Source organism: Colwellia polaris (assembly GCF_002104515.1).
Classification (GTDB): Bacteria; Pseudomonadota; Gammaproteobacteria; order Enterobacterales; family Alteromonadaceae; genus Cognaticolwellia; species Cognaticolwellia polaris.
This window is the reverse complement of the sequence record NZ_NBOE01000001.1, coordinates 505,471-528,384: the sequence shown is the minus strand read 5'-3', so window position 1 is coordinate 528,384 and position 22,914 is coordinate 505,471. Positions and strand designations below refer to the sequence as shown.

Here is a 22,914-nt window from a genome sequence, read left to right as displayed (position 1 = left end):
AATCATGGTAATTTAATAATAATTTCCGAGCTTGAGTCTGGTCTTGTCATATTCAGTTGCTTTTCTGCACTGCTTTCAATCGCACTATGTTCTGCCAAACTATTTTGCTCTAAAACCAAGTTACGCCATTCGTTTTCTAAAGTGTCACGCTCGCTGAGTAGCATTTCAATTTTACTGGTCGTCAGTCGATTTAAGTGCGTGAAGTAAATCACCGAAAATGCTGAAATTAATACCAATAACAAAATGCCATAAATCAATATATGTCGGCGAATGTCATGCCAAATATCAAGTGCTAACACAACTTTCTGGGTTGCCATACTCAAGCGCCAAAGTTAGCGCGCTAATCTCTGAGCAACTCTAAGTACTGAGCTACGAGAACGCACATTTTCTTCCACTTCATCTTTACTTGGCTTTAACTTACGACCAATTAAACTCAAGTTTTTACCTTTATTTAGCTCTTCTTCGCTGATTGGCATACCGCGTGGTACTTTTTTACCTTGCGAATGCTTCTTCATAAACTGTTTTACTAAACGGTCTTCAAGCGAATGAAAGCTGATAACAACCAAACGCCCTTCAGTAGCTAATACCGATAAAGACGCCGACAATACTTTCTCTATTTGCTCTAATTCGCTATTAATATACATACGAATAGCTTGAAAGCTTCGTGTTGCCGGATGTTTTTTAATTTCTCTTTGTGGTGCAGTTTTTTTAATTAATTGCGCTAATTGGCCAGTGCGTGTTAATGCGGTAACTTCACGCTCGTCAACAATGGCATTTGCAATACGCCATGCATGTTTTTCTTCACCAAAAGTACGTAGTACCCAAGTAATATCTTCAACATCTGCAACGGCTAGCCATTCTGCTGCCGTTTGGCCACGAGAGGTGTCCATTCTCATATCAAGAGGGCCATCTTTCATAAAGCTAAAGCCACGCTCTGCTTCATCAAGTTGTGGCGAAGACACACCAAGATCCAATAAAATACCGTCAATTTTTTCAACTAACTGATGCTTTTCAACAATCATTGCTAAGTCAGCAAAACCATGATGCTCAATAATAAAACGCTTATCATCAGCATATTTTTGGGCTGCAGCTATTGCAGAAGGATCTCGGTCGATCGCTATTAAACGCCCATTAGGACCTAGGTTTTCAAGAATTAATCCCGAATGTCCACCGCGCCCAAACGTACAGTCGATATAAATACCATCTGGTTTAATCGCAAGCCCTGTAATTGACTCGGCAAGTAGTACTGAAATATGTGCATTATCGTGTTGCATTATGTGTTTATCGACACCATTTTGTTTTCATTATTTTGTTGCGAGATTTGTTATAACGACAAATCAAGTAATCGGTCAGTCAGCTCTATTTCACCTGACTGAATTTTTGCAATACCTTGCTGCATTTGTGCTTGCCAGGCATTTTCGCTCCAGATTTCGAACTTTCTTAACTGCCCAACTAACATTAAGCCTTTTTCTAAACCGGCGTGTTGTCGCAGAGGCCCATTAATTAATAAACGACCACTTTTATCTATTTCACAATCTGAGGCGTTACCTAATAACACTTGCTGTAAAAGTCGCTCTTGCGGATTCATACTCGATAAACCACAAAGCTTTAATTCTATTTCTTCCCATTCAGGAAGCGGGTAAAGCAATAAACACGGATGTTGAATATCAACAGTACAGACCATTTTTCCTTGGCAATCAGCAAACAGCTCCTCGCGGTACCTTGTAGGTATCGTGATTCTGTTTTTACTGTCGAGCGTTATTGCGCTAGTGCCTCTGTACATAATCCACTTTGTTTAATTGGGATCTCTGTTGATCCACTTATTCCCACTTTTCCCCACAATGGTACAGTTTAGTGAGTAAAGTAAACTTATGTCAAGCAAAGTTTTGTAATTTGATCGCGCTGAGTGCCTAGAAAATAAAGGCTTTTAGGGAAGTGAATGAATTTGTGGGCTTTTGTGGATCGCTTGCCCAATTTGCGCTGAAAAATTAAATTTTTTTCACTTAGAATGATGTTTTACTGTCACAGATCGGCGACAGTGGCACTAAATTTACCCTACAAGTGGTTATTTTCAACCGCATATAAATGGAAGCTATCAGCTTTTAATCGCACTGAAAGTGCATCACCTAATGTGTGAAGTTCTTGGCTATAATAACTTAACTGCGAAAAGGATAACTCTGAATTCTGCTCAATACTGCGTAATAAATAGTGAAAGCCTTGCTCGGTAACACTAATATGTTCGATAACCACATTATATTCTTTCAGCTGACATCGCTCGATATTATTTGGCTTAATTAACAACTGATTGTTACTTTCTTGCTTAGCAAGGTCAGCCAAAACTTGATACTTAATAGATTGTTCATCAAGTTCACCAATTAACGTACGCACAGACAACTTATTGTTATTATTTATTAATGAAGCAGGTAACCAACTACCCAACTGCAGAAAATCAGCAACCTGCCAACTATTCGGTTGTTGGCAAACACTTGCAGGAGAACCTACTTGTAATACTTGCCCTTGATGCATTACGGCAATTTTATCGGCAAAGGTAAAGACCTCATCTTTATTATGAGTAACAAAAATAGCCGTCATGCCAAGGCGCTTTAATAACTGTCTTATCTCGATCATTAACTCATTGCGCAATCTAGCATCAATATTTGAAAAGGGCTCATCGAGCAATAACAAACTAGGCTGTGGCGCTAATGCTCTTGCAATAGCGACACGCTGTTGTTGTCCACCAGATAACTGATGTGGAAAACGTTGTGAAAATTCTGATAATTCAAGCAAGGTTAATAACTCAGCACAACGGTTTTGTTGTTCTGTTTTAGCTAAAGCGCTTAGTCCAAAACAAATATTTTCATTAACAGTCAAATGCGGAAACAATGCGTAATCTTGGAAGATCATACCAATATTGCGCTGCTCTGCTGGCAGCATATTATTGATACTTATTTCTATAGGTGCCTTATTAGTAGGTTTTATTTCAATAATGCCCGCATTTTGTGCGATAAAACCGGCTAAAGTATTAAGTAAGGTAGTTTTACCACAACCACTTGGCCCAACCAGCCCTAAAATCTCGCCTTTTTCTAATGAAAGATCAACATTTGATAAAATTATTTTAGCTTGTAATTCAACCGTTAAGTTTTCAATATTAATGAGTGATTGCACTAACTGTCCTTCTGACGGTTGAGAAAAATAATAGGTAATAAACCAAACAATACAATCAAAATTGCACCTAACGCACCTTGCTCTAAGCGTTCGTCGGAAATTAGCTGATAAATTTGTGTACTTAAGGTTTCAAAATTAAACGGCCGTAATAATAGCACAGCAGGTAGCTCTTTCATGGCTTCAACAAACACTAAAAGCCATGCAACCAAAATTGATGATTTTAATAACGGTAGATGCACCCGAAAAATAGCCGGTAAGGTTTTTACCCCTAAACTGCCCGGCGCAAGATCTAGCGATTTAGGAATTTGACTTATCCCAGCGTTAATCGTGCCATTTGCAATAGCAGAAAAACGTACAACAAAAGCAAAAATGATAGCAAAAACCGTACCCGATAATATTAGCCCTGGTGCTTGAAAGCCAACCCCTTTAGCAACATCGTTAATCGCATGATCTAACGGTCCAAAAGTGGCTAGCATCGCCATAGCAAGTACGGTACCGGGAATGGCATAACCAAAACCAGAAATTTGCAATGGGATCATACGCGAACGACTTTGATGTAACCGATGAAATAAAGCCAAGGTTAGCGCAATTAAGGTGGCTATAGTTGCACTATAAATCGCAATTTCAAGGCTATTTTTACCGGTAGCAATTAACGCAATAAGTTGCGGGTAGTCAGCATAATCTATTGCCATGATAATGAGTAAAGTCAGTGGCAATAAAAATCCAGCCAGTACTAAAAACCAACAAAAAATACTGCCGAATATTTGCTGAGTTAAAGACAGTTTTTTTCGTTCTTGGTTTGCATTAGGTCTACTTGATTGATGACGCTGCCCTGCTCTTGCACGCTGCTCGGCGACCACAACAAATAAAATAAATAGCATTAACACACTAGCTAATGCATTAGCAGCGCCAAAGTCACCATAACCTAACCAAGTATCATAAATAGCGGTAGTTAAGGTATTCACAGCAAAATATTGTACTGTGGCAAAGTCAGCCAGTGTTTCCATAATCACTAAGGTTAACGAAATAGCAATAGCTGGGCGTGCTAAGGGAAGTGCAATTTTATAAAAGCTTTGTCGTTCACTGCAGCCTAATAAGCGACTAGCTCTGAGCAGGTTTCTGTCTTGCTGCTCAAAAGCAGTACGTGTAAGCATATAAACATAAGGAAACATGACTAATGAAATAACAATAGCTGCGCCGCCTAAGGTTCGAATATCAAAGAAGTAGTAATCGTTTGGAGATTGCCAATTAAACCATGCACGTAACAAACGCTGCACTGGACCGGCATAATCAAATAAATCTGTGTATAAATAAGCCACTAAATATGCAGGCATGGCTAAGGGAAGCATTAGTAACCATCTTAGCTGCTTAGCCATAACAATATTCGTTTGACTAATCAGAACAGCTGCCGGTACACCAAAGCAAAATGAAAGCAGCGCAACTAATACGCCTAACACAAGTGTGTTTTGAATATATTCAGGTAAAACAGTTGCCCATAAGTGTGAAAACAAATCGCCAGCGTTATTTAAACTACCGACGAGCATCACCACGATGGGCGAGATTAACGCTAAAGCAAAAAACCAGCTGAAAAATTTCCAACTGGTACTGGTATTGCCAATAATCACGCCGTTAACTCGGCATTTGAAACACTAGAGATCAAATTGTGCTTTATCTAATAAAATCAACGCAGCTTTTCGGTGCTTAGCGATTGTTTCAAGTGAAAGTGTATCAGCTTTAAATTCGCCCCAAGAAGCAACTAATTTTGAAGGCTGCACACCTGGACGAACAGGGTATTCCATATTAGTTTCGGCATACATTTTTTGTGCAGGCTTTGAAACAAGGAAGTTCATCAATGCTAATGCATTGGCTTTATTAGGTGCGTATTTCGCCATTGCCATACCGGAAATATTCACATGCGCGCCACGATTTTTTTGATTAGGGAAGTTAATATAAACTGCATCTGCCCATACTTTTTGCTTGTCATCGTTTAGCATATTGCCAAAGTAATAGCTGTTACCTAATGATATATCACATAAGTTTTGGTGAATAGCTTGCACTTGTGCACGATCGCTCCCTTGAGGTTTGCGCGCTAAATTAGCTTTAACTTTTTCTAACCATGTTAAAGTTTCAGCTTCGCCATGCTCTGCGATCATCGCGGAAACCAATGCTACGTTATATGGGTGTTTGCCACTGCGAGTACAAATTTTTCCTCGATACTTTTCATCGGCTAAATCTTCATAGTTAAAATCAACTTTACCTAATCTTTTTGCTGAATAAATATTACGAACACGTGTGGTTAACGCATACCAAGTATTATCTGCTGCTTTGTATTGTGCTGGAATTGCCGCGGTTAACTCAGGCGATTGAACGGCTTGCAACAAATGCTTATCTTTTAACTCAATTAAACGACTAATATCTGTAGTTAATAAAATATCAGCAGGACTATATTCGCCTTCGCGCTCTAATCGCTCAGCCATGCCTTTTTTAGCGAAAACAACATTCACTTTGATACCCGTTTCTTTGGTGAACTCATTAAAAAGTGGTTCAACTAAAAACGGTTGTCTGTATGAATAAACATTAACATCGTCATTAGCGAAAACGTTAATGCTCGTTGTTAAAACTGCAACTAAAACAAAAGAAGAAAACAAAATTTTATTCAACATCAAGCCCGCCTAAACAATAAGAAAATTAATGAATTTAAAGTTGCCGCAAGACTAATCAAGATACTTATCGCTGTCAAGGTTTTTGCGAACTATTCTCATTCAGCTTTTGTGTTATTTAGCTAATAAGTTAACTATTTTACTTCATATAAGCATATTAAAAAATATGCTCGAGCCAAGAGCGGTTTATTGACTAACTTTCGACTGCAAAAAGTCTTGAGTAGCTTTATCAAGGCAACGGTTAGAAATATAATGCCTGTTGCTGTTATGACTGATTAGCCATCCCTTTTCTGTCGGAGTAATTAACTCAATATCACTGAACTGCATATTATTATCAATATAAAAAGATGAAATATGAATACTATCTTGGTTTATAGCAAGTTTAACTTCTGCTTTAGCCGCTTTACTCAACATTTGGCGAGCAACCCACCAGGGCTGTCGATAATAACTACTAACCAGCTCTAATATCCCCAACGAAAAAATAAACCAAGCTGCATAAGGGTTTAGCTCTGAAAACATGACTAACAGCATACCTACTAACATTAAAATCAAACCTTTACGATATAACATCCAAGGTGTTTGCACGGTTACAGATTCTTCGAAGCATTCGCTAAAGTGAGATTTGTCTAAGATAAAGCTTGTCTGATAATTAAAGGGTTGGGTCATATTAAGGTGATAAGTAATGGAGTTGTGTGCATTTTACCTATTACTGAATCGAATTACTATTTTGTCGCTGAAAAGATCATCCCGGTATACTTGAGGCTAAATATTCAGCCGTTTAAAATAAGAATTGGGCAATAAAAAAACCGCGTAAACGCGGTTTTTTTTAGCAAGATATTAAAGATTAGCCGTTGATAAAATCAACACCTTCTTTAATGTCTGCGTTTAATGTAGCAAGCATGTCGTTTTTAGCTTTTTCTTCAAAAGCACTTAGCTCGCCGTATGGTAATATTTCACTAATACCATTAACACCTAAACGTACTGGGTGAGCAAAAAATGAAGCATCGCCACCTTCTACTTCAACGTAAGCGTAATCAACAACATCTTCGCCTTGTAAACCTTTTACTAACGATAAACAAAAACGAGCAGCAGCAGCGCCCATTGAAAGTGTAGCAGAACCGCCACCAGCTTTAGCGTTTACAACTTCAGTACCAGCATTTTGAATGCGTGGCGTTAAAGCGGCAACTTCTTCATCAGAGAAGGTAACACCTTCAACTTGTGAAAGAAGTGGTAAAATAGTTGTACCTGAATGACCACCAATTACTGGGATTTTAACTTCGCTTACGTTTAAACCTTTTAATTCAGCAATGAATGCTTCTGAGCGAATTACGTCTAGCGTAGTTACACCAAAAACACGGTTTTTATCGTAAGTACCCGCTTTTTTGAATACTTCAGCAACGATTGGTACAGTACCGTTTACAGGGTTAGTAATAATACCAACTAATGCTTTAGGACAGTTAGCAACAATGCCTTCTGCTAAAGTTTTAATAATACCTGCATTAACAGCAAATAAATCAGCACGGTCCATACCAGGCTTACGTGGCATACCAGCAGGAATGATTACAATATCAGCACCTGTAAGAGCACCGGCTAAATCGTCAGCACCAAAACCAGCAACTTTTACCGCTGTAGGGATGTGTGATAAATCTACGGCAACACCTGGAACCACTGGTGCAACGTCATATAAAGATAGCTCAGAACCTGCAGGTAATTGAGTTTTTAATAGTAAAGATAACGCTTGGCCGATTCCGCCAGCAGCGCCTAGCACAGCAACTTTCATTCGATGTCTCCGAAAATTTGAGTAATTACGTAAAAAATTTGTCGGCCAAAAGATATATTATAACTAGCCAAAAAACAATGTTTATACTAATTCTATTCAATATATTTCCCGCTGAGCGAGTCAATACTTAATTGAGTTAGTGTTATTCGTCTGTATTGAACTATAAGGATAACGTATAATAAAAATTGTGAAATAATACTTAGGTATAATTTAAATATTATTAACCAACAATAGTCGACCATAATTTTATTACTTAATGGACCTATATGAGCGGACAACACAAACAGGAAGCTTTAGTGCAAGCTTTCAAAGATTTATTAAACCAAGAGCAGTTTAGTTCTCAAGGTGATATTGCCGATGCTTTAAAGGCGCAAGGCTTTGAAAATATCAGCCAATCTAAAGTATCTCGTATGCTGAGCAAGTTTGGTGCGGTGCGCACCCGTAATGCTCGTCAAGAAATGGTTTACTGCTTACCTGCTGAGTTAGGCATGCCAACAGCAAAAAGCCCACTTAAACAGCTTGTGCTTGATATTGAACACAATGACGTGATGATAATCATTAGAACAAGTCCAGGCGCGGCGCAACTAATTGCTCGCTTACTCGATAGCTTAAGTAAAAGTGACGGTGTTTTAGGCACAATTGCCGGTGATGATACTATTTTTATTGCTCCAACTGACGTCAAAGCGATTAAGCAAACTATTTCTAGACTTGAAGCGCTATTTTTAAAGAATCTGACTTAACCGCTTTCTTAAGTGATTTACCCAACTGACTTAATTAATTGAATTAAATATTTTTTACTCATTAAATACAATTAATTAAGTGGTTTTTGAAACCAGAGGGCGGCAGGTCGAATAGCCTCAAACACAGTTAAAATTATGCGAAATTGCTCTACTCACTCTGCTATATTAATATTAATTTTCTATCGTTAAACCTCAGAAATACTACTCACCAAGTTTTGCAAGAATGTTCAAGCTAGGCACAAAAAATGCGGCGCCGGTTTCAGCTTGAGTATATTTAAGCAGGTGATCGCTATGACCATGAGCATCACCAGCAATCATACTTTTTAGCATCAGTTCAAATGGCTCTGGTGAGTGACAATAAGCAACAAATAACAATCCCTGCAACTTCATATCACCATAAGGCATGCTTTGGCGTAATATTTCCAGGCTGTTACCTTCGCTATCTTTTAAATTCACACGTTTAATATGTGAGGTTGGCGCTTTGTTTTCTTCTGAATACTCTTCATTATTGACTTTCGTGCGAGAAAAAACATCTTCTTGTTCTTTAACTTCCAATGAGTTCCACAAATTCAAGTTATGTCGATATCGCTGAATATGTAAATAACTACCGGCAGCAAACCCAGGGTCTTGCTCTTCATTTATCAGTGCAACATTACGCCTGTGTTGTCCTCTTGGGTTTTCTGTTCCGTCAACAAAACCGGTTAAATCACGCCCATCTAAAAAGCGAAAAGACCGAACTTGTTCAACTAACTCAACACTATCTGCCAAAAGCTGACAGACTTTGGTAGCCACTATATGATTTACATCAGCACGGTCACTACGAATTTCGATATACAAATCATAATTATTCACTGGTGCTGTTCTGTCTTCAATGCCCATTTCTGGAAATTGACGTAAATGCTTTGGCCTTCCTTCTGGATAGAGTTCATCCCAAAAATTTGTACCAATTGCAATAACACCCGCTAAATTAGCTTCTGAAAAGCGATCTGCATACTTATCAAATAAGGCTGGTAAACGTGACAATGCTTTACGTAAAAATAAGTTGTTATCATCTACAACATTAAACAATAAATAATAACCATGAAGGCTAGGCTCTGCACAAACACCAAACTGCTCTCTTGCCATGTAAGATCCACTCTTAAACAAATCGATTAATACCTAATTTTACACAGTTTATGACTAATGGCAGTAAACTTTGAAAAATATTTCAAGGTTAAACTGTTTTATCACGCAAGATTAGGCTGTTAATCTTGTAAAAAAAAGCCCGTGTAGTTAAGTACACAGGCTTATTGGTTTTTAAATTAACTGTTATCGCGATTTAGCCACGGGTAAACTCAGGGTAAGCTTCCATGCCACAATCAGACTTATCACAGCCTTCATACTCGTCATCTTCACTTACTCTAATACCGATTAACTTCTTCAAGATAAACCAAACTACTAAGCTCGTTGCAAATACCCAGACAAAAATTGTTGCTGCACCAATTAATTGACCGCTAAAGCTTGAGCCGCTGTTTGTTACTGGTACTAATAATAAACCTAGTAAGCCCACAACACCGTGTACAGAAATAGCACCAACTGGATCATCAATCTTAATTTTGTCTAAGCCGATGATTGATAATACAACAACAATACCTGCTATAGCACCAAATAAAGTGGCTTGCATAGGTGTTGGCGTAGAAGGCTCTGCAGTAATTGCCACTAAGCCTGCTAATGCACCATTAAGCGCCATAGTTAAATCGGCCTTTTTAAAGAGTAACTTAGCAAAAATTAATGCAGCTACAGCGCCTGCAGCGGCAGCAGCATTGGTGTTTAAGAAAACCATAGCAACTGAATGTGAGCTAGCAATATCGCCAAGTTTTAAAACTGAACCACCGTTAAAGCCAAACCAACCCATCCATAAAATAAATGTACCTAAGGTTGCCATAGGTAAGTTTGAACCTGGTATAGCGTTTATTTGACCATTTTTACCATATTTACCCTTACGAGCACCTAATAGTAAAACACCGGCTAGAGCTGCTGCTGCACCAGCCATATGAACAATGCCTGAACCAGCGAAATCTGAGAAACCAAGGTCAGATAATGTATACAAACCGAATACCGCATTACCACCCCAAGTCCAGCTTCCTTCCATTGGGTAGATAACACCTGTTAATACTACCGCGAACGCTAAAAATGCCCATAATTTCATACGCTCAGCAACAGCACCTGAGACTATAGACATCGCCGTTGCCACAAATACTACTTGGAAAAAGAAGTCTGAAGCGGCTGAGTATATTGCCCCACCGGTGAAACCGTCTTCTCTTGCAGAAAAATCAGCTAACACTTTTGCTGGGTCAACAGTTTCTATGCCCGATAAAAACATACCGCCACCGTACATAATGTCGTAACCAACAAATAAGTACATCATGCAAGATATGGCATAAAGTGCGACGTTTTTCGTTAAAATTTCTGTGGTATTTTTAGCTCTAACTAAGCCGGCTTCTAACATTGAAAAGCCAGCAGCCATCCACATGACTAAAGCACCACAAATTAGAAAATAAAAAGTGTCCATTGCGTACTGAAGTTGAAAAATATTTTGTTCCATGATTATCTCCTAGATCGCTTCTACATCTTGTTCGCCAGTACGAATTCGTACAGCATGTTCAAGGTCATAAACAAATATTTTGCCATCACCAATTTTGCCGGTATGTGCAGCTTCTGCTATTGCATCAACTAATCTTTGAACAAATTCATCATTCACGGCGATTTCAAGTTTTACTTTCGGAAGAAAGTCTACTTGGTACTCAGCACCACGATATAATTCGGTATGGCCCTTCTGACGACCAAAACCTTTAACTTCACTTACGGTTAACCCTTCAATACCAATTTCAGAAATAGCCTCTCTGACATTATCAAGCTTGAATGGCTTTATAATTGCGCTTACTAGTTTCATGTTATTTTCCCTTAATTATTATTGATTATTACTTATCAAGCTTTGTGCCAAAGAATATTAACAATAAAAAACAATACGTTAGAGGTTTTCTCATTCAGGAGGGCGCACCACAATAGTGCGAATAAAATTGATTTGTGAGCAACTGGTGCAATATTTACGCCGTTACCTAGCGGTTATAAAGTAGCTACTGATAGAATGTTGTTGAAGATAGTAATTAATTAAAAAAGTAACGCGCTGCAGCAAAGCATACTCAGTTTCAGAAAACGTTAGGTTAGGGAATAAGGGGGGGGAACTGTCAAAAAAACAGTAAATTTGATAATGTCTAGAGAGGTATTCTAAGTAATTAATTTTGTTAAGGTTAGCTAAAACTCGCGAAATTATATCGCACAATTGACCAGCATGTGAATCGTTCAATAAAACTTAACCTTGCTTAAATTCAACATAGGTTAAGCCACTAACTAATATATAAACTATAGCGCAGGATAATGGCCACTAGCCGCTAAAAAATAGTGGCTGCGCCTGGATTTATAATCGATAAAATAGTTAAACGTTCAAAATCACAATAATTAATCGCTCCTTGCAGCATTTCGTCAGTAATAGGTAACTGTTGCATAGCATCTTCAGTAAATAACAACTCAGTGTCATGTGCACTGCAATCAAATTGACTTAACATAATTCTTTTTGATAAGTAGAGTAGTTTTATTTCATCTGTGCTGTAAGTAAAGTCGCTATTATCTTGGTTGCGAATAGGCTCGATAATACTAAATGGCAATTGCCATTGTTTTAATAACTCAGCTGCACATTCACCGTAGGTAAAGTTGAGTGTTTGTTGTTGCTTATCCCACGGTAACTCTGTTGCAGTAAATTTATTGGCAACTAACGCCTTTTCCGGAGAAAGCTGTTGAATAACAAGCTCGCCTAAATTATGCAGCAATCCAATGATGAATAGGCGTTCTGCGTTTGGGATCCTAAGGTTTACCCCGAGATATTTAACGATAAGGGCACAATCAACACTCTTACACCAGAAGTCATCCAAGTAGTCTTGTTCAACGTTTAGGGCTTTAAAAGCACGACTAGTGAAAAATGCGATGACTAAATTGTATACCTCAGTAATGCCTAACACTAATACCGCTTTAGAGATGGTATCAATTTTACCCGGATAGCTAAAAAGTGAACTATTAGCGAGCTTTAATATAGTGCTGGTTAATGCAGGGTCTAATATGATTACGTCGGCAATATCGTCAATCGTAGAGCTGTCATCGTCAATTAACTCTTTTATACGAATAAATGAATCTGACAGTACAAATATTTCACTCGCCTGTTCTGCATAATCGTTCACATTCATCATAATGATCCTAAAAACTCTTCGTGGGGTAATTAATTAGACTGAAAAATAATCTCACGTTCTAAACTCAGTCTAGCTTATGTTATTTCAAATAAAATATTTAATTTACCTGCAAGCTAACATGATAAGAGGTAAATTTTCTCATATTAATAACACCAGTATCAAAAATTAAATACTGCCCTTTTATGCCCAGTAATGTTCCAGAAACCTCAGCCGTTTTATCGAAGTTAAAAGATGAAATCTTAGTTAAATATTGTTGCACTGGAAAATGCAAATCAACAACGTTTTCATCTAAAGCGATAACCGCATCTTCACCATACTTAAGACTAATACTTGCTAACTTTTCTGCTATTTTAGGTTTCAACTCTTGGGCAATAGCTTTTAGGTCCATATTTTCAGCACTACCTTTGAGCATTGCACGCCAATTGGTTTTATCTGCAATGAATTCAGCTAAAGCTATTTCAACTAACCCCGACTGTAAGCGAGTACTCACTTTAAAAATAGGTAATGCTTGAGTTGCGCCTTGATCTATCCATCGTGTTGGAATTTGTGTATGGCGCGTAATACCTACTTTTAAACCTGAGGTATTAGCTAAGTAAACATAATGAGGGATCATACAATTGCTTTCCCCCCATTCTGGCTCTCGACAAGTACCTTGCTCGAAATGACAGGTTTCAGGTTTCATAATGCACATGTCGCATTGGGCGAGTTTTTGCATACAAGGATAACAATAACCTTGAGAGTAACTTTTTTTAATTTTTCTACCACAATGCAGGCAATCGATATGGCCATTAAAATTCAGTGTTAGGTGCTTTGAAATTAGTGGATTTAATTCGACTTCTTGCTCGCCTAATACCATACGATAATTTACCGTACCGTTTTCATCTAAATCCGCTCTCATTTTGCGCAGAGCACCCGCTTCTATTTGCAACATATCTCAACCTTTTGTGACTTTCAGTGGCTAATAATATAAAAATCAACTTCTAGCAGCTAGCTTTAATTCAATAATACCTCGAAAAACAAGGAAAAAATTGCGAAAATATCTTAGTCGCTCACTAACTAGACATTAAATTTTATGTGGTATGTTTATTTTCTTCGCTGTGCTGATAACAGCCTATATGCGGGTATAACGACGTCATTAGAACGGCGTTTACTTGAACACAACGAATGCAACAAAAAGGCGGCCAAGTATACTCGCGTTCGTCGCCCTGTTGCTTTAGCCTATGCAGAATCGCAACCAAACCGTCAACAGGCTAGCCGCCGAGAATATCAACTAAAGCAATTGAGCAAAAAAAACAAAGAACAGCTCGTTTCTAATTACGTGTTTAATCCATTAGCAGAATAGTCCCCCTTCGCTATAAAGCCCAATATTACTGGTCTGCTTTGTCTATTAAACATTAATAAGTTTCGATTTTAATTTAGCATACTGATAGAATGGCGCCGATTTCAACAGCTTAAAGTGATGACAAATAGCCATGTTTTTAGAGAATTATTGCCGAATTACGGATGATAAAATTAGTTTCACACGTCAACAGGCGAGCGATTTTGCAAAACAAATTGCTGACGATTTTAATCCTTTGCATGACATACAAGCTAAACGCTTTTGTGTTCCAGGAGACTTACTGTTTTCATTAATTTTAGAGCGTGCTGGTTTACATCAAGAAATGAGCTTTAAATTTTCTGGCATGGTAACTGACACGACAAAGTTAACTATTCCAACAGAAATAGCGCAATCAGCAAGCATCGTCGACGATAATCAAAAAGAATATTTAAATATGTCTGTTGCTGGAAACAGCACAAAAGATAGCAAGGCAATTTCAGCATTAACACGTGCTTACGTCGAGTTTTCAGGCCATACATTCCCACATATATTGGTTGAATTAATGAAAGATTGTCAGGTAATGATCAACCCTGCCCGTCCGATGATTATGTACGAAAGCATGTCAATTCATCTCGATAATTTAGACTTTCAAGACATTACATTAAAGTTATCTTCTACAACATTAGATATAGACGGTAAGCGCGGGAATGCCTGCCTATCATTTGATTTAGTTTCAAATAGTGTGGTGATCGGACACGGCAAAAAGTTTATGCTTTTAAGTGGTTTACGAGATTACTGCCAAGACACTATTGATAATATTGTTACCCAATACAATGATACTAAAGCACAATATTTCGCACAAAAGTAAACAATAAGGGCTGTTAACTTAATGTGTTGACCCTAGCATTTATAGTTGAGCCTCTTAATGCTTTTAAAAATTATGAGTAATGGCAATTAAAACCAATTACTCATTTTATTTAACCTCTACTTCGTTAGCATTTATTAGCTGCAGATGATTAATTCTGGCAATAAAATTTTTCTATCGCATCGTATTTAAGAACGTAATTTCTTACCTAACCAATATAACGTTTGATCGGCTTTTACTGCAGCTTGGCGAAAATAACCTTGGCTTTTTTTCAACCAAATTTTAGCCCAATCAAACTCCAAGCTTAATAAGGCTAGGCCTAAAGGAATAAATATTACCGCTGGGCCTGGTAGCAAAATAAACACAATGCCTAATAATAAACATATGCAACCTAATAAAGTGAGTGCTATTCGTTTTATTTTTTCGGGGAAATAATGAGTCATATTAAGCCTTAAAGTAAATGTTTTATCTCTTACATAACCTAAAGCAAAGAGTATTCCAAAATAAATTACGCCTATTTATCAAGCGCTTAATAAACCCGAATTTTAACTGTAGCTAAAAGAGTGGCGTAAAAGGCAAGATAATAGTCTAAATAACAAGGGTTTTTTAATAGCTATTCTCAAATTCAGCCTGTTGTCGACGCTTATCTTCAACGCACGCGGCAAACTGTTGCGTAGACTTTGGTCGAGCACACATTTTTGCCGGTTGATAAAACGCCAACCAAGCTTGTAACTTTTTATATTGATCGCTAGATCGCAATTCAACCGGTTGCTCACCCGCAAAGGGCATTAAAGGTTTTAGTGGTGTGTCTGGCATTTGCTTTGCCAACATTTTTATCGGTTTGGGCGCGCTTATTTTTTTCTGCTTTAATTTTTTTTTCTTACTTTTTTTCTTAAGCTTAGGTTTAAGCTTACCGGTTTCACATTGCCACCAAGTTTTACGTGCTTTATCTTCCTTGTTAGCTAAGCTTAGGCTACGTTTATTTGAGTTCGATTGTCGCTGCTGCGCTTGAACATTATCGAGTTTATTTCGATATCCTTGACAGTGTTTTTTACCAGCAGTTGCGCTATGAGAAAATAAAAAACAGGTGAGTATTAAGCTTAAAGTGATTAATTTTTGCATCGGTTTTCATCCATTGAATTCCTTAGTAAGCAAGAGTGTAGTCAAAATTTTGAAAAAATCGACCCGAGTTTTACTGTTGAATAAACAGCAAGCAATAATATCGACAATGCGAAGTTAAAAAGTATTCTCCTCAAATACATCTATACTGTGCTGAACAAAGCAGAAAACACTGCTTAAAACTTTAAAACTCAATATAAATTAAGGAACACGGATGTTTCATTTAATTAACTACCATAATTTTATTTGTGCTTTTTGTCTTATCTCGATATTACCCAACTTGTATGCACAGCAAGTGGTCCTCGATAAAAATAAACCAAACAAACCGCCGCTGCAGCACGCCACTAAATATGACAGTAGTATTGATGTTAATGATTATTGGGTTAGTGAGAAACTCGATGGCGTTCGTGGATATTGGACCGGTGAAAAGCTAATAACCCGCAGTGGTAATAACTTAAACCCACCAAAGTGGTTTGTAGAACATTGGCCCAAAGTAGCAATGGAGGGTGAACTGTGGAGCACAAGAGGACAGTTCGAACAAATCAGCGCCTGTATTCGGCGTAAAAAATCAAATAAGTTGTGTTGGAAAAATATCAAGTTAATGATTTTCGATTTACCGCACCAATCAGGAAATTTTACACAGCGAATATCCATGATGAAATTACTAATTGAAAAGAACAGGTCAGCTCACCTATTCATGATTGAACAAAAAAAAGTCTCGAATAATACCAAGCTAACGGCTTGGCTTAGCAAAGTTGTTAGCGATCACGGTGAAGGCTTAATGCTCCATCTTGCAAATGCAAATTACCATAGTGGCCGTACTAAAAACTTATTAAAACTTAAACAACACCAAGATGCTGAAGCAGTGGTGATAGCCCACTTACCGGGCAAAGGTAAATACAGTGGATTACTTGGCGCAATTAAAGTTAAAACACCAGATGGCATTGTTTTTAAAATAGGTAGCGGCTTTTCTGATCTTGAACGTAAACATCCCCCTAAAATAGGCAGTGTAATAACCTATAAATACATTGGTAAAACGCAACGAGGTGTGCCAAAATTTGCCAGTTTCTTACGTATTAGACATACACCTTAGCTCGTCAATTAATTATCCCCATAAGGCTTTAAAATATGGAATTTCATTTATGGTTATCTCTGGTAGCAATTTGTATCCTGGGTGCGCTATCCCCTGGGCCTAGCCTTGCTTTAGTGATAAAAAACACCTTAAATGGTGGTGCTTATCAAGGGTATGCCACCGCGATTAGCCATGGCTTTGGTGTTGCACTATATGCCGCCATAACCGCTACGGGTATTGGCTTACTCATAGTACAATCACCGATGATATTTTCGACCATAAAATATGCTGGTGCTGCATTTTTGCTGTACTTAGGCATTAAAGCCTTAATGAGTAAGCAGCAAAACATTCAATTTGATCAAAAAAGTGGGGCTATAGACCCAACGATTAATGGTTGGCGAGACGGCTTTTTAATTGCTTTTCTCAACCCTAAATTAGCCATTTTTTTCTTAGCATTATTTAGCCAGTTCGTTGAACCTGATGCAGGGTGGCAGCAAAAAGGCGTGATGACAGCTACGGTAGGCATTATTGACATGCTTTGGTATGTTATTATTGCTTTTACACTCTCACGAGGGCCGATATTAGAAAAACTAAAGAAGCATAGCCATGTTGTTGATAAAGTTACCGGCAGTTTTTTAATTTTATTAGCTGCGCGAGTGGTACTCAACTAGTAAGCTAAAATCGTGCTTACTAGGAAGTTATTTGCTTGAGCCAACTACTTACTCAAGCAAATATAGCACTTAAACGTTTGGGTTATAAATAAAGTACAAACACTTCAAACCTTTGCCTTCATGGGCTTCTTTAAAAACCTCCGGCGCTTTAAGTTGATATTGAAATTCACATTCTGGGCATTCTCTAGCGACTTCTGCCAATAAAAAATCAATATTGAGATCTGGCGAGTTTAAGCATAACAATACATCACCATTTTCAGACATTAAATCAGGTAAGCGTCGAATAATTTTCTTATAATCTCGTTCAATATCAACACTGCCTTTTTGAAAAGATGGCGGATCAGAAATTAATAATTGATAAGGACCATGCTTTTTCAAGCGTCCATAAGACTTAAAAATATCAACCCCTTCAAAAATCACTTTATCAAGATCTTGCTTATTCAGTCGATGATTCTCGCGGCCTTTACTTAAAGAGCTTTTGCTCATATCAATATTAACCACTTTACTTGCGTTACCTGCTAAAGCCGCAACGGAGAATGCACAAGTATAAGAGAACAAGTTTAATACTCGTTTATTTTCGCTATGTGTTTTAACCCATTCTCGGCCATTGCGCATATCGAGAAACAAGCCTGAATTTTGAGCTTTACCTAAACTAATATGGTATTTCAAGCCATGCTCTAATGCCGTTAGATGGCTAATTTCTTTACCCCAAACTAATTCACAGGGTGCAAACTTACGACAACGATATTGCACCTGAATAGATTGGCATCTATCGGTTAACGTGCGCAATTGCGTAACCTGCTCAGTTAACCATGCGGCTTCAACTTCCTGATATAAAGTAATTAAAATAACGGGTTCAAACCAATCAATATTGACATGCGAAAGCTCAGGATACGCATGTCCACGGCCATGAAATAGTCGCTGGCTTTCATCGAGGTTACATGGTTGGATAAATTCAATCATTTTAAGATGCTCTCGCTAGAAAAAATAAGGCCGGATAATAACAAATTATCCGGCCTTAGGTATTATGCTTGTGCAATTATATTTTCAAGCGCTGTGTACTAAAACAGGCTAAAAACCAAAAATACTGTAATTAAAGAACTTTTGCATAACGGTATTAATAAAAATACCAAAGACTACAACGGGGATAAATGTCCCAAGAGAGAAGTTAATGTATTTTTCAGCCCATGAGCCTTTATAGTTTGCATTACCTACCGACAACTCTTCAGATAATTGTAACCTTTTCCAGCGATAGCTCACAAAAACACATAACAAGAAACCGTTAAGTGGCAATATAGTGTCGTAGAAAACATCGTAAATTACATCGAAAAATGAACGTGTTCCTCCAGCATAAGAGGTAAATTCAGTGAAGTAAGATGCCATACCAAAAGACAAGGTAGCGAAAACAGTTAATACACCTGCTGTCATCAACAAAATAGATAACGCTTTTTTACGGCTATGTTTTTTCTCAGTAACTAAATAAGATACTGGCACTTCTAAAATCGAAACCAATGATGTTATGGCAGCAAAAAATACCAATATAAAGAAGAAGGCTGCTACTGCGCTTGCGCCGATATAACCAATAGACGTTTGCAGTGCTAAAAATATTTTAGGTAAAAATGTAAAGATTAACGAAACAGAACTATCGCTTAACTCTGCAGGGTTAACATTAGGATTAAAAGAAAACACTGCCGGTAAAATCATCAAGCCAGCTGTAAATGCGACAGCAGTATCGGTTAATGCGACCAGTTTTGCAGAGCCAACAACATCGGTTTTACGATCAATATAAGAGCCGTAAGTAATTAAAATACCCATACCTAATGACAAAGAGAAAAACGCTTGTGATAGCGCACCATTTATCACCGCGGGGGTAATTTTAGAAACCTCTGGAATTAAGAAGAATTTAACGCCTAAAAGCGCATTGTCTAAGGTTAAAACATACACCACCATAAGCAGTAGCATAATGAAAAGGGTCGGCATTAATATTTTAGATGCACGTTCAATACCGTCTTTAACACCGGCAACCAGTATAAAGTTAACAATACCGGCTACAACCACCATACCTGCAAAAATATAAGGGCTATTTACAAACTCACCAAAACCATTACTACTGGCAAGGTAGTCTAAGTTACCGCTTAGGGTTAATGCGATATAGCCAAAAATCCATACCGTTAATACCATATAAAATACAGCAATCATAAATGGTGTTAGTACACCTAAAAACCCTGCAGCACCCCATGCTCTGCTACCACCGCTTAACTCTTTATAAGCGCCAACAGGCTCTTTAGCTGTTTTTCGGCCAACGGCCATTTCAGCAACCATTACAGGTAAACAGATAAAAAATACGAAAAGAGCGTACATTAATAAAAATGCACCACCACCATTTTTAGCGGCATTTACTGGAAAGCCAACCAAGTTACCAATACCAACGGCTGAGCCTGCAGCCGCTAAAATGAACCCTAAGCGGGAACTAAAATGCTCTCTTTCTGTACTCATAAGTGTCCTTCATTGTATTTTTATAGGGCTAATAATTATAATTTTTATTCACAGCGCCCACTTTTATTAAGGTGGATAACCAGTTGATGCTAACAAGCTTTTTTTCCAAAGTCTTGCTTTTAATAAACGTCAATTGTTTGCAGGTGTATCGTATTAATTGCACCTGCTAGCCTGATTACCCGTAAAACTTAGCATTCATTATATTAAGGATATTTTCCGTTTCTATGTTCGCAAATTTAGCCGCAGCCTCTAAGTCTCCTGTTGATATTTTTAAGGTATTACATATTTGTGCATCAATGCTGTCGTCATAGCTAAATTCATCAGGATGACATTCCACTAAGGCTAATCTCGATGCTAAATAAAGCACCTGCACATCTTTATTAATTTGTATGTTATGCGCGTTGTTATAATGGCGAATCGGCAAAATTATTTTTTCAGGTATTTGCCAAACTTTTAATAACTCGGCCGACACTTCAGTATACGTAAAGCCCAGCACTTGCTGTTGTAATTGCCAAGGTAATAAGTCGGTATTGTAAGCTTCACATTGTTGAGCAAGTTCTGGCGAAATTTTTGCCACAATTAGCTCGCCAAAATTTTGCAGTAAACCCGCAACAAATAAGCGTTCTATATCTCGAATACCGGCGGTTATTGCTAGGTTTTTAGTTGCTAAACCACAAAAAACGCTCATGTGCCAAAAGCGTTTTAAATCAATCGAGTTGCTTGAGAAGTGCTTAAACGCTGTTGCTGCAACATCGACTAACATCATGTTGTAAATGGCTTGCGTTCCAATAATAGTAATCGCTCGTGAAATAGTGCTTATTTCGCCAGGAAAGCTATAAATTGCACTATTGGCAATTTGCAATAAACGTGATGTCATTGAAGGATCAACACTGATCACGTTAGCGAAATCTTCGATTGTTGAGTCGTCGTCTTCCATTAATGCTTTTATTTTAAAGCACGCGTCTGGTAACGCAAAAGAACCATTTGCCTGTTGGGCATATTCTAGGGCATTCATTATTTAGTTATTCCTAAAGTAAGTGTCGACAATTTTTAGTCAATATTATTGTGCGAATGTTAGGCCAAAAAAGTCACCTTTATGCCATTGCGGTCGTTCAGTTTGGTTTGCTATTTCTAAACCTATCATCATGTTTACTAACGCAAAGTTAGCCGCGGCTTGATAATTAATTGGTAATGTTATTTCGTCGCTGTGTTGATGGTAATGGTTTTTCAAAAAGTCACCAAATACGGCACCACCATCGATATTTTCATCTGTCGATTTAAAACCTGTCATCAAAAATACTGAAGGTATACCCGCTTTTACAAAACTGTAATGGTCACTGCGAGTAAATAGTGCCTGTTCAGGCATTGGATCTTCACTCAATTCTATATCGATTTTATTTGCCGCTGTTGCTACAATTTCACCTAATGTTGAATGAGTCGAACCAAAAGCGATAACATCAGCAAATGGATACAAAATTAACGGCATATCTAAGTTAACATTCGCAACAAGTTGCGTTACTGGCAACGTAGGGTTATTTGCAAAATAGCTAGATCCTAACAAACCTTTTTCTTCACCAGTAACAACAACGAATAATACTGAACGTTTCGGTTTTACTGGCATTTCAGCTAATAATCGTGCCGTTTCAAGCAAAATAGCAACACCTGATGCATTATCAAGCGCCCCATTGTTAATTTTATCTTCGTTATCGCCATGCGAACTTATGCCAATGTGATCTAAGTGAGCACTAAAAACAACATATTCATTTTTTAATTGGTCATCACTTCCTTCTACTGCCGCAATAATATTCGGGCTAGTAATTTGCTCATGACGCGAGCGATTTTTCAAGGTTACTTGGTGTGGTAAGTTAAAACCTTGAATTGCCGTATTATTAGTGTCTGCGGTATAAATATCAGCTAAATTAAACTCAGCTCCTTCAAACAGTGCTTTCGCTGCATCTTGCTGAATATATGCACTTGAGATTATTTCTGGGTGTTTACCAAATGGCGTATTATCTTTTTTTAACCAACTTAGGCGTGGCGCGCTAGCATTTTTTGAAGATTTTTCGAAACTTCTAACTAATTCTCGTTTTGGTGTATGAATAGTTATAAAACCTACTGCGCCTCGTTCTGCAGCATGGCGACTTTTCTCTGCGCTTGAGCCTATGTGCGCTCCTTCTTCAGAAGGTAAGTCATCAGGTCTCCCTGTTAGTGCTACTACAATTTTTCCTTTAACATCAATGTTTTCATAATCGTTATAGCCAAATTCATCAGAGATAACCCCATAACCTACAAATACAGTTGGCGCTTTAATGATACTTTCATTTTTTAAACTAGAACCTGACATCAAAAACTGAGTCACATACTCAAGTTCAGTATCACCTTTTAAACCATGAACAATGGCACTTGCCGAGCCATCAACAAGGTAAGATTTACGAAAGCGCACTTGTTGTTCAAAGCCTTGAGACTCACCAATATTGCTACCTTTTGGCGTTAAACCTAATTGTTTAAAATATGATTTTACATAGTTAGCTGAGATTTGATATCCAACACTGCCGGTATCTCGACCTTGAAGAGTGTCATCAGCAAGAAATTCAATATGTGCTTTGATGTTTTGCTCGTTAACTAAGCTTTCATTGCTACTAACTTCTGTTGGCGTTGTTGACTTATTACAAGCTGATAATGCGATGAAAGCGAAGGCAACAAGGCTAGTTTTATGGAACATTTTTGGTGGGAATATATTCATGGTGT

Annotated in this window: 24 protein-coding genes; 5 read left to right on the top strand and 19 right to left on the bottom strand. The window is 37.8% G+C overall.

Translation table 11 applies throughout. The features are described 5' to 3' along the window. Positions 1 to 2: 2 nt before the first annotated feature. From ftsL to mdh, 8 genes are all read right to left on the bottom strand, one after another. Positions 3 to 317, bottom strand: coding sequence for a cell division protein FtsL (ftsL, locus tag B6A32_RS02420; RefSeq protein ID WP_085301147.1), 315 nt, complete (start codon positions 315 to 317; stop codon positions 3 to 5). A gap of 15 nt (positions 318 to 332) precedes the next feature. Next, entirely contained in the window at positions 333 to 1,274 is a 942-nt protein-coding gene (rsmH, locus tag B6A32_RS02415; RefSeq protein WP_085301146.1) for a 16S rRNA (cytosine(1402)-N(4))-methyltransferase RsmH, read from the bottom strand. A gap of 50 nt (positions 1,275 to 1,324) precedes the next feature. Next, positions 1,325 to 1,783: a division/cell wall cluster transcriptional repressor MraZ gene (gene mraZ, locus B6A32_RS02410; RefSeq protein ID WP_085301145.1), complete on the bottom strand. Its 459-nt coding sequence runs from the start codon at positions 1,781 to 1,783 to the stop codon at positions 1,325 to 1,327. 272 nt (positions 1,784 to 2,055) lie between these two features. Further along, positions 2,056 to 3,165 (bottom strand): ABC transporter ATP-binding protein, encoded by a 1,110-nt coding sequence (locus tag B6A32_RS02405; RefSeq protein WP_085301144.1) that lies wholly within the window; start codon positions 3,163 to 3,165, stop codon positions 2,056 to 2,058. Beyond that, complete coding sequence (locus B6A32_RS02400; protein WP_233131300.1) at positions 3,165 to 4,790, bottom strand: ABC transporter permease; 1,626 nt, start codon at positions 4,788 to 4,790, stop codon at positions 3,165 to 3,167. Before B6A32_RS02400 ends, B6A32_RS02405 begins: the two co-directional genes overlap by 1 nt. Positions 4,791 to 4,814: 24 nt before the next feature. Continuing rightward, positions 4,815 to 5,828: an extracellular solute-binding protein gene (locus tag B6A32_RS02395; RefSeq protein ID WP_101685876.1), complete on the bottom strand. Its 1,014-nt coding sequence runs from the start codon at positions 5,826 to 5,828 to the stop codon at positions 4,815 to 4,817. A gap of 183 nt (positions 5,829 to 6,011) precedes the next feature. Next, positions 6,012 to 6,491, bottom strand: a complete 480-nt coding sequence (locus tag B6A32_RS02390) for a YcxB family protein (RefSeq protein WP_085301143.1) — start codon at positions 6,489 to 6,491, stop codon at positions 6,012 to 6,014. A gap of 178 nt (positions 6,492 to 6,669) precedes the next feature. Then, positions 6,670 to 7,605, bottom strand: coding sequence for a malate dehydrogenase (mdh, locus tag B6A32_RS02385; RefSeq protein ID WP_085301142.1), 936 nt, complete (start codon positions 7,603 to 7,605; stop codon positions 6,670 to 6,672). Positions 7,606 to 7,871: 266 nt separating this feature from the next. Between mdh and argR the strand changes: the two genes are divergently transcribed. After that, positions 7,872 to 8,345 carry a transcriptional regulator ArgR gene (gene argR, locus B6A32_RS02380; RefSeq protein WP_085301141.1) on the top strand — a complete coding sequence of 158 codons (474 nt, stop codon included), beginning with the start codon at positions 7,872 to 7,874 and terminating at the stop codon, positions 8,343 to 8,345. Positions 8,346 to 8,546: 201 nt separating this feature from the next. On the opposite strand, the gene B6A32_RS02375 is transcribed toward argR, so the two are convergent. The 5 genes from B6A32_RS02375 to B6A32_RS02355 all read right to left on the bottom strand — a co-directional run bounded on the left by B6A32_RS02375 (position 8,547) and on the right by B6A32_RS02355 (position 13,523). After that, positions 8,547 to 9,470, bottom strand: coding sequence for a Dyp-type peroxidase (locus B6A32_RS02375; protein ID WP_085301140.1), 924 nt, complete (start codon positions 9,468 to 9,470; stop codon positions 8,547 to 8,549). A 193-nt stretch (positions 9,471 to 9,663) separates the two neighbouring features. Continuing rightward, positions 9,664 to 10,929, bottom strand: a complete 1,266-nt coding sequence (locus B6A32_RS02370) for an ammonium transporter (protein WP_085301139.1) — start codon at positions 10,927 to 10,929, stop codon at positions 9,664 to 9,666. A gap of 9 nt (positions 10,930 to 10,938) precedes the next feature. Then, on the bottom strand, positions 10,939 to 11,277 hold the full coding sequence (locus B6A32_RS02365; protein ID WP_085301138.1) for a P-II family nitrogen regulator: 339 nt from the start codon (positions 11,275 to 11,277) through the stop codon (positions 10,939 to 10,941). A gap of 499 nt (positions 11,278 to 11,776) precedes the next feature. Then, the gene (locus tag B6A32_RS02360; RefSeq protein WP_233131299.1) at positions 11,777 to 12,625 is read right to left on the bottom strand and encodes an HDOD domain-containing protein; all 849 of its coding nucleotides are present in this window, start codon (positions 12,623 to 12,625) and stop codon (positions 11,777 to 11,779) included. Positions 12,626 to 12,722: 97 nt separating this feature from the next. Beyond that, a complete protein-coding gene (locus tag B6A32_RS02355) occupies positions 12,723 to 13,523 on the bottom strand; it encodes a DUF2797 domain-containing protein (RefSeq protein WP_408607655.1) in 801 nt (266 codons plus the stop codon). A gap of 174 nt (positions 13,524 to 13,697) precedes the next feature. Between B6A32_RS02355 and B6A32_RS02350 the strand changes: the two genes are divergently transcribed. Together B6A32_RS02350 and B6A32_RS02345 are read left to right on the top strand one after the other, a co-directional pair. Continuing rightward, on the top strand, positions 13,698 to 13,967 hold the full coding sequence (locus B6A32_RS02350; protein WP_085301135.1) for a GIY-YIG nuclease family protein: 270 nt from the start codon (positions 13,698 to 13,700) through the stop codon (positions 13,965 to 13,967). Positions 13,968 to 14,097: 130 nt separating this feature from the next. Next, entirely contained in the window at positions 14,098 to 14,811 is a 714-nt protein-coding gene (locus B6A32_RS02345; RefSeq protein WP_085301134.1) for a DUF3581 family protein, read from the top strand. Between the two features lie 185 nt (positions 14,812 to 14,996). On the opposite strand, the gene B6A32_RS02340 is transcribed toward B6A32_RS02345, so the two are convergent. Both B6A32_RS02340 and B6A32_RS02335 read right to left on the bottom strand, forming a co-directional pair. Further along, positions 14,997 to 15,251, bottom strand: a complete 255-nt coding sequence (locus tag B6A32_RS02340; protein WP_085301133.1) for a PGPGW domain-containing protein — start codon at positions 15,249 to 15,251, stop codon at positions 14,997 to 14,999. Positions 15,252 to 15,414: 163 nt separating this feature from the next. Beyond that, on the bottom strand, positions 15,415 to 15,930 hold the full coding sequence (locus tag B6A32_RS02335; RefSeq protein ID WP_085301132.1) for a hypothetical protein: 516 nt from the start codon (positions 15,928 to 15,930) through the stop codon (positions 15,415 to 15,417). A 211-nt stretch (positions 15,931 to 16,141) separates the two neighbouring features. Here B6A32_RS02335 and B6A32_RS02330 point away from each other — a divergent pair, with 211 nt between their 5' ends. Together B6A32_RS02330 and B6A32_RS02325 are read left to right on the top strand one after the other, a co-directional pair. Then, on the top strand, positions 16,142 to 17,020 hold the full coding sequence (locus tag B6A32_RS02330; RefSeq protein WP_085301131.1) for a DNA ligase: 879 nt from the start codon (positions 16,142 to 16,144) through the stop codon (positions 17,018 to 17,020). Between the two features lie 35 nt (positions 17,021 to 17,055). After that, positions 17,056 to 17,670: a LysE family translocator gene (locus B6A32_RS02325; protein WP_085301130.1), complete on the top strand. Its 615-nt coding sequence runs from the start codon at positions 17,056 to 17,058 to the stop codon at positions 17,668 to 17,670. Positions 17,671 to 17,739: 69 nt separating this feature from the next. Here the strand turns inward: B6A32_RS02325 and B6A32_RS02320 are convergent, their stop codons facing one another. From B6A32_RS02320 to B6A32_RS02305, 4 genes are all read right to left on the bottom strand, one after another. After that, the gene (locus B6A32_RS02320; RefSeq protein ID WP_085301129.1) at positions 17,740 to 18,633 is read right to left on the bottom strand and encodes a class I SAM-dependent methyltransferase; all 894 of its coding nucleotides are present in this window, start codon (positions 18,631 to 18,633) and stop codon (positions 17,740 to 17,742) included. Positions 18,634 to 18,741: 108 nt separating this feature from the next. Beyond that, positions 18,742 to 20,166, bottom strand: coding sequence for a sodium-dependent transporter (locus B6A32_RS02315; protein WP_085301128.1), 1,425 nt, complete (start codon positions 20,164 to 20,166; stop codon positions 18,742 to 18,744). 175 nt (positions 20,167 to 20,341) lie between these two features. Then, positions 20,342 to 21,181, bottom strand: a complete 840-nt coding sequence (locus tag B6A32_RS02310) for an HDOD domain-containing protein (RefSeq protein WP_085301127.1) — start codon at positions 21,179 to 21,181, stop codon at positions 20,342 to 20,344. A gap of 45 nt (positions 21,182 to 21,226) precedes the next feature. Next, positions 21,227 to 22,909, bottom strand: coding sequence for a M28 family metallopeptidase (locus B6A32_RS02305; RefSeq protein WP_085301126.1), 1,683 nt, complete (start codon positions 22,907 to 22,909; stop codon positions 21,227 to 21,229). Between the last annotated feature and the right edge of the window lie 5 nt (positions 22,910 to 22,914).

Coding starts and splice junctions, on each gene's coding strand:
- ftsL (WP_085301147.1), bottom strand. CDS start 317: ATGGCAACCCAGAAAGTTGTGTTAGCACTTGATATTTGGCATGACATT.
- rsmH (WP_085301146.1), bottom strand. CDS start 1,274: ATGCAACACGATAATGCACATATTTCAGTACTACTTGCCGAGTCAATT.
- mraZ (WP_085301145.1), bottom strand. CDS start 1,783: ATGTACAGAGGCACTAGCGCAATAACGCTCGACAGTAAAAACAGAATC.
- B6A32_RS02395 (WP_101685876.1), bottom strand. CDS start 5,828: ATGTTGAATAAAATTTTGTTTTCTTCTTTTGTTTTAGTTGCAGTTTTA.
- B6A32_RS02390 (WP_085301143.1), bottom strand. CDS start 6,491: ATGACCCAACCCTTTAATTATCAGACAAGCTTTATCTTAGACAAATCT.
- mdh (WP_085301142.1), bottom strand. CDS start 7,605: ATGAAAGTTGCTGTGCTAGGCGCTGCTGGCGGAATCGGCCAAGCGTTA.
- argR (WP_085301141.1), top strand. CDS start 7,872: ATGAGCGGACAACACAAACAGGAAGCTTTAGTGCAAGCTTTCAAAGAT.
- B6A32_RS02375 (WP_085301140.1), bottom strand. CDS start 9,470: ATGGCAAGAGAGCAGTTTGGTGTTTGTGCAGAGCCTAGCCTTCATGGT.
- B6A32_RS02370 (WP_085301139.1), bottom strand. CDS start 10,929: ATGGAACAAAATATTTTTCAACTTCAGTACGCAATGGACACTTTTTAT.
- B6A32_RS02365 (WP_085301138.1), bottom strand. CDS start 11,277: ATGAAACTAGTAAGCGCAATTATAAAGCCATTCAAGCTTGATAATGTC.
- B6A32_RS02360 (WP_233131299.1), bottom strand. CDS start 12,625: ATGATGAATGTGAACGATTATGCAGAACAGGCGAGTGAAATATTTGTA.
- B6A32_RS02355 (WP_408607655.1), bottom strand. CDS start 13,523: ATGAGAGCGGATTTAGATGAAAACGGTACGGTAAATTATCGTATGGTA.
- B6A32_RS02350 (WP_085301135.1), top strand. CDS start 13,698: ATGTGGTATGTTTATTTTCTTCGCTGTGCTGATAACAGCCTATATGCG.
- B6A32_RS02345 (WP_085301134.1), top strand. CDS start 14,098: ATGTTTTTAGAGAATTATTGCCGAATTACGGATGATAAAATTAGTTTC.
- B6A32_RS02340 (WP_085301133.1), bottom strand. CDS start 15,251: ATGACTCATTATTTCCCCGAAAAAATAAAACGAATAGCACTCACTTTA.
- B6A32_RS02335 (WP_085301132.1), bottom strand. CDS start 15,930: ATGCAAAAATTAATCACTTTAAGCTTAATACTCACCTGTTTTTTATTT.
- B6A32_RS02330 (WP_085301131.1), top strand. CDS start 16,142: ATGTTTCATTTAATTAACTACCATAATTTTATTTGTGCTTTTTGTCTT.
- B6A32_RS02325 (WP_085301130.1), top strand. CDS start 17,056: ATGGAATTTCATTTATGGTTATCTCTGGTAGCAATTTGTATCCTGGGT.
- B6A32_RS02320 (WP_085301129.1), bottom strand. CDS start 18,633: ATGATTGAATTTATCCAACCATGTAACCTCGATGAAAGCCAGCGACTA.
- B6A32_RS02315 (WP_085301128.1), bottom strand. CDS start 20,166: ATGAGTACAGAAAGAGAGCATTTTAGTTCCCGCTTAGGGTTCATTTTA.
- B6A32_RS02310 (WP_085301127.1), bottom strand. CDS start 21,181: ATGAATGCCCTAGAATATGCCCAACAGGCAAATGGTTCTTTTGCGTTA.
- B6A32_RS02305 (WP_085301126.1), bottom strand. CDS start 22,909: ATGAATATATTCCCACCAAAAATGTTCCATAAAACTAGCCTTGTTGCC.